Below are 11,771 nucleotides of genomic sequence, written 5' to 3' on the forward strand. Positions count from 1 at the left end.
CCCCACGAAGCTGATCGAGATCGTCGAGATCGGCAAGCAGCTGCTCATCACCCGCGGTGCGCTGACGACGTTCTCGATCGCCAACGACGTCGCGAAGTACTTCGCGATCATCCCCGCGATGTTCGCGGTGGTCTATCCCGGCCTGGACAAGCTGAACATCATGCAGCTGTCCTCGCCCCAGTCCGCGATCCTGTCGGCCGTCGTCTTCAACGCGCTGATCATCGTCGCGCTGGTGCCGCTCGCCCTGAAGGGCGTGCGCTACCGGCCCAGCAGCGCCGACTCGATGCTCCGGCGCAACCTCGGGATCTACGGACTCGGCGGCCTGGTCGCCCCGTTCATCGGCATCAAGATCATCGACATGGTCATCTCCCTCGTACCCGGGCTGAACTGAATCTAGGAATCGGCTGACCTGCCATGAACAACTCCGTAGGAAACACCGCCCGGCTGCTCTGGGCCGGGCTGCGGGCCCTGCTCGTCCTCACCGTCGTCTGCGGCGTGCTCTACCCGCTCGCCGTCACCGGCGTCGCCCAGGGCGTCTTCCCCCACCAGGCCAATGGCTCCGAGATATCCGCGAACGGCAAGGTCGTCGGCTCCGAACTCATCGGCCAGCGCTACGACCTGCCGCTGAAGAAGGGGCAGGAGACCGCGGCCCCGGACCTCAAGTGGTTCCAGCCGCGCCCCTCCAACGGTCTGGGCACCAACAGCGTCAACACCCAGTACAAGCTGATCCTCTCCGGCGCGACCAACCGCTCCGGCGACAGCAAGGAGCTGATCGACTGGGTGAGGACGGCGAAGGCCGCCGTGGTCAAGGACAACTCCGTCCCCGGCCACCCGGTCAGCCCCTCGGACGTGCCGGCCGATGCCGTCACCTCTTCCGGCTCCGGCCTGGACCCGGCCATCTCCCCGGCGTACGCACAGCTCCAGGTGCGCCGGGTGGCCGAGCGGAACCACCTCTCCGTCGACCGGGTGGAGAAGCTCGTCGAACAGCACACGGACGGCCGGATCCTGGGCTTCGTGGGGGAGCCGAGGGTCAATGTCCTCCAGCTCAACATCGCGCTCAAGCAGTTGGTGAAGTGAGCGTGGTCTGAGCAGGCCCGTGTGGCGGGGCACCGGGGCCGGCCCCGGTGCCCCGCCACACCTGTTCACCGGGCCGGGGTGCCCAGGGTGCCCGGGTACAGGTACTTGTGAGGCGGGATCACCGTGCCGTCCGCCCACGCCGCGAAGAAGCCCTTGAGGTCCTTGCCCGAGACCTTCGCCGCCAGCGTCTCGAACTGCCGGAACGAGGCATTGCCGTACGCGTGGTCACGGGTCCAGGTCCGCAGCGTCCGGAAGAACGCCTCGTCGCCCACCGTGCGGCGCAGGGCGTGCAGCATCAGCGAGCCCTTGAAGTACAGGGCCCCGTCCAGTTCCTTGCCCGGTCCCGGGTCGTAGAGCTTGACGGACCAGAACGACGGGTCGTTTTGGTACTCCTCCACCTCGGAGCGGTAGTAGTCCTGGTCCAGGTCGGCGCCCTTGTGCTCCTCCCACAACTGCCCCGCGTACTGGGCGAAGCACTCGGCGACGCAGCCGTCCCGCCAGTCCTTGAACGAGACGCTGTCACCGAACCACTGGTGGGTGTTCTCATGGACCATCGAGGCGTCGAAGAGCATGGAGCCGTAGGTGGGGCGGCTCTGCGTCTCCAGGGCGAGGGGGCCGTCGTTGGGCTCCTTCGAGGCCCCGACGACGATGGCACCCGCGGAGGAGAACGGGTACGGGCCGAACTTCGCGGCCAGGAAGTCCAGGATCTCCGTCTGCTGGGCCTCCGCCTCGGCGTCGATGACGGCATCCGGGCTGTACGCCGTGATGACCGGTGTCCCGGCGGCGGTCCGGCCGCGGTGGACGGTGAACCGGTCGATGGCGACCGTGCTGAGGTAGGTGGCCATCGGCCTGTCCTCGAACCAGCGGAAGGTCCTTCGGCCGTCCTTGACGCTCTCGGGGCCGGGCAGGCCGTTGCCGATGGCCGTCCAGCCGTCGGGGACCGTCGCGGTGAGGGCGAAGGTGGCCTTGTCGGACGGGTGGTCGTTGGAGGGGTACCAGGAGGTCGCGGAGTGCGGTTCGCCCGCCACGTTCGCGCCGCCGGTCTCCAGGGTGTGCCAGCCCTCGGGGTCGGGGCGGCCCGCGTACTCCACCCGGACCTCGAACGTCGAGCCCTTCGCCACCGGGCGGGCCGGGGTGATGACCAGCTCATGGGCGCCGGCCCGGGAGAACGCCTTCGCCGGGGCGCCGTTCACCTTCACCGAGGCCACGGTGAAGCCCTTGAGGTCCAGGCTGAACCGGTCCAGGCGGGTCAGGGCGCGGGCGGTGACGGTGGTGTCGCCGTCGAGCCGGTCGGTGTGCGCCGGGTCGTAGGAGACGCGGACGTCGTAGTGGGAGACGTCGTAGCCGGAATTGCCGTCGTCGGGGAAGTACGGGTCGCCGAGACCGGGGCCGCCGATGGCGGCCGAGGCGGGGACGGTGGCCAGCACGGAGCCGCTCACGACCGCGGCCACCAGGGCGGCGACGGTCCTGCGGCGTCGGTTCAGGAGTCTGTACATGTCTCGTTCCTGGGAGTGGCGGTCAGTGCCGGGGTGTGGTGGCGGCGAGCTTCCACAGCACGCCGACGATGGCGTCGGTGCTGGTCCGCTCCGTCTTCGGATCCACGTTGGACAGGTCGTCGCACGCCTCGTGGATGCAGTCCGAGATGCCGGTGCTGAAGCCGGACGACGGGATGCCCGCGTTGCCGAACGACTCGTGGTCCGAGCCGCCGACACCGATGTCGAAGGTGGGGATGGACCGCTCGGCGAACCACGCCTCGAACGCCCGCTGGGCCTCGGTCTCGCCGTGCTCGTCGTCGTGGATCACGAGCCACTGCCGGGTGTTCCTGCTGCCCGCCTGATCGAAGTTGAGGTAGACGTCGATCCTGCGGCGCTCGGCCGCGGAGAGCTTCCCGACGTACTCCGCCGAGCCGATCAGCCCCGGCTCCTCGGCGCCCCACCACGCGAACCGCAGATGCCGTTCGGGCTTCAGGCCGGTCTTCGCCACCTGGAGGGCGGTGGCCAGGACCGCGGCCGAACCGGAGCCGTTGTCGTTGATCCCCGGCCCCTCCTTCACGCTGTCGAGGTGGGCGCCGGTCATCAGCACATGGTCCGGGTCGCCGCCCGGCCAGTCGGCGATCAGGCTGTTGCCGGTGGCGCCGTTGTGGGTGAAGGGGACCAGTTTCGTACGGAATCCGGCGCGGTCCAGGGCGCGTTTCACGTACGCCACCGACTCCGCGTACCCCTTCGTGCCGTGCGCGCGGTTGCCGCCGTTGCGGTCCGCGATGCGCTGCAGGGCGCGCAGGTGGGGCATGACCTGTTGCTCGGAGACGGTGGGGGCGGCGGGGAGCCGCGTGTCCGCGGTGGCGGCGGGGACCGCGGACAGGGTCAGGGACACCCCGACAACCGCGGCCGCCAGCCGGGGAAGGCTCCTGCGTGACGTCATACGCACCCTTTCAAGACGGTCCGGACGGTCAGGACGGGGCGCTCGCCCCGCCGGCCCGGACGTCGGCCAGGCTGGTCGGCCGGTGTCAGAAAGTTGTCGTGAAGTTGTCGGAAAGCGGTAGCACTTCGACAGGGAGGCGGTGCGGCACACCCGCCGCACCGGCGTCCGGCCGGAGGCCGGACAGCCGTCGGCCATTGTCCAGCGCTGTGCGCATTGCACATACTGGCGGCCTACGGGGACCGAGCACGTTTACGGGGAGAGACATGAGCGAGAGCACCGGCCGTACGGGCATCGACGGACAGGGCGGCACCGCGGTCGCCGAGGAGCCCGCCGGCGGTCCCATGGTCCGGGTCGAGGACCTGCACCGCTCGTACGGCTCCGGCGCCGGAGCCGTGCACGCGCTGCGCGGGGTGTCCTTCGAGGTGCCGCGCGGCGAGCTGGTCGCCCTCAAGGGCCGGTCGGGCTCCGGCAAGACGACCCTCCTCAACCTGCTCGGCGGACTCGACAGCCCCGACGGCGGCCGGATCACCGTCGACGGCACGGACCTCGCCGAGCTGGGCGAGGACGGGCTCCTGGAACTGCGCCGGGACCGGATCGGCTTCATCTTCCAGTCGTTCGGCCTCATCCCGATCCTGACCGCGGCGGAGAACGTCGGCGTGCCCATGCGGCTGCGCAAGACGGACCCGCGCGAGCGCGAGGACCGGGTGGCGCTGCTGCTCTCCCTGGTCGGCCTGGCGGATCACGCCGCCCAGCGCCCCGGCGAGCTGTCCGGGGGCCAGCAGCAGCGCGTCGCCATCGCCCGCGCCCTCGCCAACCGGCCCGCCCTGCTGATCGCGGACGAGCCGACCGGACAGCTCGACGCGGAGACCGGGCTCGCGGTGATGGAACTGCTGCGCGCGGTGGTACGGAGCGAGGGCGTCACCGCACTGGTGGCGACGCACGACCCCCAGCTGCTGGGGCTGGCGGACCGGGTGCTCGAACTGAGCGACGGGCACATCGTCGAGCACGCGTAGCGGGCGGGACCGGGGGACTTCGAAGGGCGCCCGTGGCCCGTCCGCGGCGTCAGAATCCTGTCAATACGGTCCCCCGCTCCACCCGCCGTCCCATTTGTCGACAATTCGCGAGGTAGCTTCGAAGCGGCTGCCGCATCGGACGCAGCCGGGTTCAAGAGAAGACAATGGGGCCATGGCACGCGGCAAGCTTCGGATCTACCTGGGTGCGGCACCCGGCGTCGGCAAGACGTACGCGATGCTCTCCGAGGCCCATCGGCGCGTGGAGCGCGGCACCGACTGCGTCGTCGCCTTCGTGGAACACCACGACCGGCCGCGCACCGAGGTCATGCTGCACGGCCTGGAACAGGTCCGGCGCCGCGAGATCGAGTACCGCTCCGCCGTCTTCACCGAGATGGACGTCGACGCGGTCCTGGAGCGCGCCCCCGCCGTCGCCCTGGTGGACGAACTGGCACACACCAATGTGCCGGGCTCCCGCAACGCCAAACGCTGGCAGGACGTCGAAGAACTCCTCCAGGCCGGCATCGACGTGGTGTCCACGGTCAACATCCAGCACCTGGAGTCGCTCGGTGACGTCGTCGAGGCGATAACCGGTGTGCGACAGCGCGAGACCGTGCCCGACGAGGTCGTCCGCCGGGCCGACCAGCTCGAACTGGTCGACATGTCGCCACAGGCACTGCGCCGCCGGATGGCCCACGGCAACATATACAAGCCGGACCGGATCGACGCCTCCCTCTCCAACTACTTCCGCCCCGGCAACCTGACCGCCCTGCGCGAGCTGGCCCTGCTCTGGGTCGCCGACCGGGTCGACGAATACCTCCAGCAGTACCGCGGCGAGCACAACATCCGCACCACCTGGCAGGCCCGCGAACGCATCGTCGTCGGACTCACCGGCGGCCCCGAGGGCCGTACGCTCATCCGCCGCGCGTCCCGGATGGCGGCCAAGGGCTCGGGCAGCGAGATCCTCGCCGTCTACATAGCCCGCAGCGACGGGCTGACCTCCGCCTCTCCCAAGGAACTCACCGTCCAGCGCACCCTCGTGGAGGACCTGGGCGGCACGTTCCACCACGTCATCGGCGACGACATACCCTCGGCGCTCCTCGAATTCGCCCGTGGGGTGAACGCCACGCAGATCGTCCTCGGCTCCAGCCGCCGCAAGGCCTGGCAGTACATCTACGGACCCGGGGTGGGCGCCACCGTCGCCCGGGAGTCCGGGCCCGACCTCGACGTCCACATCGTCACCCACGAAGAGGTCGCCAAGGGGCGCGGCCTGCCCATCGCCCGCGGTGCCCGCCTGGGCCGGGTCCGGATCATCTGGGGCTGGCTGGTCGGGGTGGGCGGCCCGGCCCTCCTCACGCTGCTCCTGAGCGGCCTGGGCAACGGCCCCGGGCTCGCCAACGACGTACTGCTCTTCCTCTTCATGACGGTCGCCGCGGCCCTGCTCGGCGGACTGCTGCCCGCCCTCGCGTCGGCCGCCGCCGGCTCGCTGCTGCTGAACTACTGGTTCACCCCGCCCACCCACACCCTGACGGTGCAGGACCCGGAGAACTTCGTCGCCATCGTGATCTTCTTCGCGGTGGCGGTCTCGGTCGCCTCGGTCGTCGACCTGGCGGCCCGCCGCACCCACCAGGCGGCCCGGCTGCGCGCCGAGTCGGAGATCCTCTCCTTCCTGGCCGGCAGCGTGCTGCGCGGCGAGACGACGCTGGACGCGCTCCTGGACCGGGTCCGCGAGACCTTCGGCATGGAGTCCGTCGCCCTGCTGGAACGCGAGAGCGACGTCGACCCGTGGACGTGCGCCGGGAGCGTCGGGCCGGGCCCGGTGGCCCGGCCGGAGGACGCCGATGTGGACATGCCCGTCGGCGACCACATGGCGCTGGCCCTCTCCGGCCGGGTGCTGCCCGCCGAGGACCGCCGGGTGCTCGGCGCGTTCGCCGCGCAGGCCGCCGTCGTACTGGAGCGGCAGCGCCTGGTCGACGAGGCGGAGGAGGCCCGGCGGCTCGCCGAGGGCAACCGGATCAGGACGGCGCTGCTCGCCGCCGTCAGCCACGACCTGCGTACCCCGCTCGCCGCCATCAAGGCCGCCGTCAGCTCGCTGCGCTCCGACGACGTCGCCTGGTCCGACGAGGACCAGGCGGAACTCCTGGAGGGCATCGAGAACGGCGCCGACCGCCTCGATCACCTGGTGGGCAACCTCCTGGACATGTCCAGGCTCCAGACCGGCACCGTCACCCCGCTGATCCGCGAGATCGACCTCGACGAGGTGGTCCCGATGGCGCTCGGCGGTGTCCCCGAGGACAGCGTCGACCTGGACATCCCCGAGACCCTGCCGATGGTCGAGGTCGACCCCGGGCTGCTGGAGCGGGCCGTCGCCAACATCGTCGAGAACGCCGTGAAGTACAGCCGCTACGCGGAACGCGTCACGGTGGCCGCCAGCGCACTCGGCGAACGCGTCGAGCTACGGGTGGCCGACCGCGGCCCCGGCGTCCCCGACGACGCCAAGGAGCGCATCTTCGAGCCCTTCCAGCGCTACGGCGACGCCCCGCGCGGCGCCGGCGTCGGACTGGGCCTCGCCGTGGCCCGCGGTTTCGTGGAGTCCATGGGCGGCACGCTGGACGCCGAGGACACCCCCGGCGGCGGCCTCACCATGGTGCTGACGCTCAAGGCGGCGTCGGGGTACGTTCCGGTCAGCCCCGACCTGCCCGCGCGGGTCACCTCATGAGCCGGGCGGAACGCCCGGCCACATGGATCACCTCATGATCTCCGCCACGTCCCGGGAGATCGCCGTACAGCAGAAAGGCAGGGCCCCCATGACCCGGGTGCTTGTGGTCGACGACGAGCCGCAGATCGTACGCGCCCTCGTGATCAACCTGAAGGCGCGCAAGTACGAGGTGGACGCGGCGCCCGACGGCGCCACCGCCCTCCAGCTCGCCGCCGCCCGTCACCCCGACGTGGTCGTCCTCGACCTCGGGCTGCCGGACATGGACGGCGTCGAGGTGATCAAGGGGCTGCGCGGCTGGACCCGGGTGCCGATCCTCGTCCTCTCCGCCCGCCACACCTCCGACGAGAAGGTGGAGGCCCTGGACGCCGGAGCGGACGACTACGTCACCAAGCCGTTCGGCATGGACGAGCTGCTGGCCCGGCTGCGCGCCTCGGTCCGCCGCGCCGAACCCGTCGGGCAGCAGGGCTCCGACGACATCGTGATCGTCGAGACCGAGGGGTTCACCGTCGACCTGGCGGCGAAGAAGGTCCACCGTGAGGGGCGCGACGTACGGCTCACCCCCACCGAGTGGCACCTGCTGGAGGTCCTGGTCCGCAACAGCGGCCGGCTGGTCAGCCAGAAGCAGCTGCTCCAGGAGGTCTGGGGGCCCTCGTACGGCACCGAGACCAACTATCTGCGGGTCTACATGGCCCAGCTGCGGCGCAAGCTGGAGGCCGACCCCTCGCACCCCCGGCACTTCGTCACCGAACCGGGCATGGGGTACCGCTTCGAGCGCGGCTGAACGGGCAGCGGGGCAGACGGACGGCAGGACGGCCGGGCCGCCCACCGCGATCCGCGAGGGTGACCGGGCCGTCCTGCGGGACCCATGCCCGGTCACCCGTTCGAGTGAGACCGGGGACACCCGCTCGGAGCAGCCGGGACCGGTACCCTTCGGGTATGAGTGCTGTTCCTCGATCCGACAAGTCCGGCAAGGCGGAAAAGCCGTCGGGCCGCTTCCGGCGGATGCTCGACCGGCTGTCCACCTCGCAGGAGGACCTTGAGTCCGAGGAGCTCCAGGAGGACTCGCAGGCCTCGGGCTGCACACGGATCTCCGAATGCACCGACCGCCAGATCGTGAAGGTGACTGGTACCTTGCGGACCGTCACCCTGCGGCCGCGCGCCGGAGTGCCCGCCCTGGAGGCCGAGCTCTTCGACGGCACCGCTCCGCTGGACGTCGTCTGGCTGGGCCGGCGCTCCATCGTGGGCATAGAACCGGGGCGCAAGCTCATCGCCTCGGGCCGGATCGCCATGAGTCACGGGCGCCGGGTGCTGTTCAACCCCAAATACGAACTCCGACCGCTCGGCAAGGAGTAGCCGGTGACGTCTCTCGACAAGCCGACGTCCGACACGGACAGCACCACCCGCACCGATCAGGAGGCGACCGACGCGAAGGCGGTCACCGAGGCCGCGCTCTTCGAGGCGTTCGGCGGTGTCCGGGGCATGGTGGAGACAGTCGTCCCCGGGCTGCTGTTCGTCACCATCTTCACGATCAACAAGGATCTGAACAGCTCGGCCATCGCGGCCCTGGCGGTGTCCCTGATCCTCGTCGCCGTCCGACTCATCCGGAAGGACACCGTCAAGCACGCCTTCAGCGGCGTCTTCGGTGTGGCCTTCGGCGTGGTCTTCGCCAAGATGACGGGCAACGCCAAGGACTTCTACCTGCCGGGCATGCTCTACACGCTCGGTCTGGCCCTCGCCTACCTGATCACCACCCTCGCCGGGTTGCCGCTGATCGGTCTGATCCTGGGGCCGGTGTTCAAGGAGAACCTCTCCTGGCGCACCAGGAACCCCGGCCGCAGGAAGGCGTACGCCAAGGCCAGCTACGCCTGGGGCCTGATCCTGCTCGCCAAGTGCGCGATCCTCTTCCCGCTGTACTGGTGGGCCGACACCACCCAGTTCGGCTGGGTCCTGGTCGCCCTCAAGATCCCCCCGTTCCTCCTCGCGGTCTATCTGACCTGGGTCTTCCTCGCCAAGGCGCCGCCGCCCATCGACGTCTTCGCCGAGATGGAGGCCGAGGAGCAGGCGGAGAAGGACCGGAAGGCGGCCGAGGCCGCCGCAGCCGCCGCGGCGCGCAACCAGGAGTTCTGAGGAGCGGCAGGCGGTCGCTCCGAAACCACGGGGAGGGCCCGGAACCGAGTCACACGGTTCCGGGCCCTCCCCGTACGTACGCCCTGCCCTCAGTCGTCCGAGTCGCCCCGGCGCACCGACAGCAGGTCCTCCAGCTGCTCCTCGCGAGCCTGCGCGGCCACGAACAGCAGCTCGTCGCCGGCCTCCAGGGTCTCCTCGGTGCTCGGCGTCAGAACCCGCTGCCCGCGGATGATGGTGACCAGCGAGGTGTCCTCGGGCCAGGCCACTTCGCCGACCTGGGTGCCGGCCAGCGCCGACTCCGGGGGCAGCGTCAGCTCCACCAGGTTGGCGTCGCCGTGGCTGAAGCGCAGCAGCCGGACCAGATCACCGACGCTCACCGCCTCCTCGACCAGGGCCGACATCAGACGCGGCGTCGAGACCGCCACATCGACGCCCCAGGCCTCGTTGAACAGCCACTCGTTCTTCGGGTTGTTGACCCGGGCGACGACCCTCGGCACGCCGTACTCCGTCTTGGCGAGCAGCGAGACGACCAGGTTCACCTTGTCGTCGCCGGTCGCGGCGATCACGACGCTGCAGCGCTGCAGCGCCGCCTCGTCGAGCGAGGTGATCTCGCAGGCGTCCGCCAGCAGCCACTCCGCCATCGGCACCCGCTCCACCGAGATGGCGGTCGGCGCCTTGTCGACGAGCAGCACCTCGTGCCCGTTCTCCAGCAACTCGCCCGCGATGGAACGGCCCACCGCACCGGCCCCGGCAATCGCGACACGCATCAGTGACCGCCCTCCTCAGGACCCTCGGCGAAGGCCGCCTCGACCTTCGCGATCTCGTCCGTACGCATCATCACGTGGACCAGGTCGCCCTCCTGCAGCACCGTCTGCGAGGTGGGCAGTATGGCTTCGCCCAGCCGGGTGAGGAACGCCACGCGGACGCCCGTCTCCTCCTGCAGCGTGCTGATCTTGTGACCGATCCAGGACGGCGTGGTGTGCACCTCCGCGAGCTGCACACCACCGCTCGGATCCCGCCACAGCGGCTCGGCGCCCGAAGGCAGCAGCCGCCGCAGCATCTGGTCCGCGGTCCAGCGCACGGTGGCGACCGTGGGGATGCCCAGACGCTGGTAGACCTCGGCACGCCGGGGGTCGTAGATCCGCGCCGCGACATTCTCGATGCCGAACATCTCGCGGGCCACCCGGGCGGCGATGATGTTCGAGTTGTCGCCGCTGCTCACCGCGGCGAACGCACCGGCCTCCTCGATACCCGCCTCGCGGAGGGTGTCCTGGTCGAAGCCGACACCCGTGACGCGCCGTCCGCCGAATCCGGACCCGAGCCGACGGAACGCCGTCGGGTCCTGGTCGACGACGGCGACCGTGTGCCCCTGCTGCTCCAGGGTCTGCGCGAGAGCGGCTCCTACTCGCCCGCAGCCCATGATGACGATGTGCACCTTGCGCCTACCTCGCAGTCCTGGTTGTCCGGCTGACCTGCGAAAACACCCTGCTCACACTTCTTTCTCAGCTTGCCGGGCAAACAACGGGGCAACGGTGTGTCCCGTTGCCCAGGATGAGCTTATGCGGCCCGGAGTGCGAAGCCTCATCCGAGTGGGCTTTCGCCGTGCCCCGCGCGGAGGGCGGCGAAGACCGGACGTACGGACCCTTGAGCACGCGGACCCTTGAGTGTGGAGCGCACAGACATCTAACATGTCAGTTCATGGAGACCCTGCGCCCCGTCCGGCGGACCCTGCTGCGGGACACCGCGTACGAAGCGATCCGCGACGCCATCGTCCGCGGTGACATCCCGCCCGGTGCCCCCGTCCGCGACGCCGACCTCGCCGACCGCCTCGGGCTCTCCCGGGCCCCGGTCCGCGACGCGCTGTCCCGGCTCGCCGGCGAGGGCCTGGTCGAATCCAAGCCACAGAGCTACACCCGGGTGACCCCGCTGGTGCCGGGCGACGTCCGGGACGCGGCGGCCGTCGTACGAGCCATGCAGGAGCTGGCCGCCAGGACCGCCGTACCCCACCTCGCGGACGCGGACATCACCGTGATGCGCGCCGCCAACGAACGGTTCCGGAAGGCGACCGGCCGTGGCGACGTGGCGGAGGCGCTGCGCGCCGACGACCGGCTCCACGACGTACTCGTCGCCGCCTGCGGCAACGGGGCCGTGGCCGCCACCGTCGAGCGCTACACCCCGTTGATCCGGCGCCTGGAGTGGCGGCAGTTCGGTACGGCCGGCTCCGCACACGGCTCCGCGGAGCTGCACGACCGGCTGATCGAGGCGTGCGCGGCGCGCGACGCCGAAGCGGGGGTCCGGATCACCGCCGAGATCTGGCGGGCGCTCGAAGAGCTGGCCGACGAACTGCCCGAGCAGGCCGAACCGCCTGAGTAGCCCGAGCGGCCCGAACGTCCGCTGGCTCACCCCACCCCACCCCA

The 11,771-nt window shown here is 70.6% G+C and carries 11 protein-coding genes and 1 pseudogene; 8 read left to right on the top strand and 4 right to left on the bottom strand.

The features are described from left to right. Both EES42_RS46425 and EES42_RS27610 read left to right on the top strand, forming a co-directional pair. Positions 1-391: pseudogene (locus EES42_RS46425) on the top strand (potassium-transporting ATPase subunit B); the annotation flags it as partial. 23 nt (positions 392-414) lie between these two features. Continuing rightward, positions 415-1,077, top strand: coding sequence for a potassium-transporting ATPase subunit C (locus tag EES42_RS27610; protein ID WP_124721003.1), 663 nt, complete (start codon positions 415-417; stop codon positions 1,075-1,077). Between the two features lie 65 nt (positions 1,078-1,142). Here the strand turns inward: EES42_RS27610 and EES42_RS27615 are convergent, their stop codons facing one another. Both EES42_RS27615 and EES42_RS27620 read right to left on the bottom strand, forming a co-directional pair. After that, positions 1,143-2,573: a M1 family metallopeptidase gene (locus tag EES42_RS27615; protein ID WP_124721004.1), complete on the bottom strand. Its 1,431-nt coding sequence runs from the start codon at positions 2,571-2,573 to the stop codon at positions 1,143-1,145. 22 nt (positions 2,574-2,595) lie between these two features. Continuing rightward, a complete protein-coding gene (locus tag EES42_RS27620; protein ID WP_124721005.1) occupies positions 2,596-3,498 on the bottom strand; it encodes a M20/M25/M40 family metallo-hydrolase in 903 nt (300 codons plus the stop codon). Positions 3,499-3,761: 263 nt separating this feature from the next. Between EES42_RS27620 and EES42_RS27625 the strand changes: the two genes are divergently transcribed. The 5 genes from EES42_RS27625 to EES42_RS27645 all read left to right on the top strand — a co-directional run bounded on the left by EES42_RS27625 (position 3,762) and on the right by EES42_RS27645 (position 9,354). After that, on the top strand, positions 3,762-4,511 hold the full coding sequence (locus EES42_RS27625; RefSeq protein WP_124721006.1) for an ABC transporter ATP-binding protein: 750 nt from the start codon (positions 3,762-3,764) through the stop codon (positions 4,509-4,511). A 172-nt stretch (positions 4,512-4,683) separates the two neighbouring features. After that, complete coding sequence (locus EES42_RS27630) at positions 4,684-7,227, top strand: ATP-binding protein (RefSeq protein WP_124721007.1); 2,544 nt, start codon at positions 4,684-4,686, stop codon at positions 7,225-7,227. Between the two features lie 88 nt (positions 7,228-7,315). Beyond that, the gene (locus EES42_RS27635; RefSeq protein ID WP_124721532.1) at positions 7,316-8,008 is read left to right on the top strand and encodes a response regulator; all 693 of its coding nucleotides are present in this window, start codon (positions 7,316-7,318) and stop codon (positions 8,006-8,008) included. 155 nt (positions 8,009-8,163) lie between these two features. Next, positions 8,164-8,580: an OB-fold nucleic acid binding domain-containing protein gene (locus EES42_RS27640; protein ID WP_164495335.1), complete on the top strand. Its 417-nt coding sequence runs from the start codon at positions 8,164-8,166 to the stop codon at positions 8,578-8,580. A 3-nt stretch (positions 8,581-8,583) separates the two neighbouring features. Next, positions 8,584-9,354, top strand: coding sequence for a DUF3159 domain-containing protein (locus tag EES42_RS27645; protein ID WP_124721009.1), 771 nt, complete (start codon positions 8,584-8,586; stop codon positions 9,352-9,354). An 89-nt stretch (positions 9,355-9,443) separates the two neighbouring features. Here the strand turns inward: EES42_RS27645 and EES42_RS27650 are convergent, their stop codons facing one another. Both EES42_RS27650 and EES42_RS27655 read right to left on the bottom strand, forming a co-directional pair. Beyond that, positions 9,444-10,121, bottom strand: a complete 678-nt coding sequence (locus tag EES42_RS27650) for a potassium channel family protein (protein ID WP_124721010.1) — start codon at positions 10,119-10,121, stop codon at positions 9,444-9,446. Next, a complete protein-coding gene (locus EES42_RS27655) occupies positions 10,121-10,789 on the bottom strand; it encodes a potassium channel family protein (RefSeq protein WP_124721011.1) in 669 nt (222 codons plus the stop codon). The genes EES42_RS27650 and EES42_RS27655 overlap by 1 nt, the downstream gene beginning before the upstream one ends. Before the next feature lie 263 nt (positions 10,790-11,052). Between EES42_RS27655 and EES42_RS27660 the strand changes: the two genes are divergently transcribed. Then, entirely contained in the window at positions 11,053-11,727 is a 675-nt protein-coding gene (locus EES42_RS27660; protein ID WP_124721012.1) for a GntR family transcriptional regulator, read from the top strand. Positions 11,728-11,771: the final 44 nt, after the last annotated feature.

Source organism: Streptomyces sp. ADI95-17 (assembly GCF_003846175.1).
GTDB lineage: Bacteria > Actinomycetota > Actinomycetes > Streptomycetales > Streptomycetaceae > Streptomyces > Streptomyces sanglieri.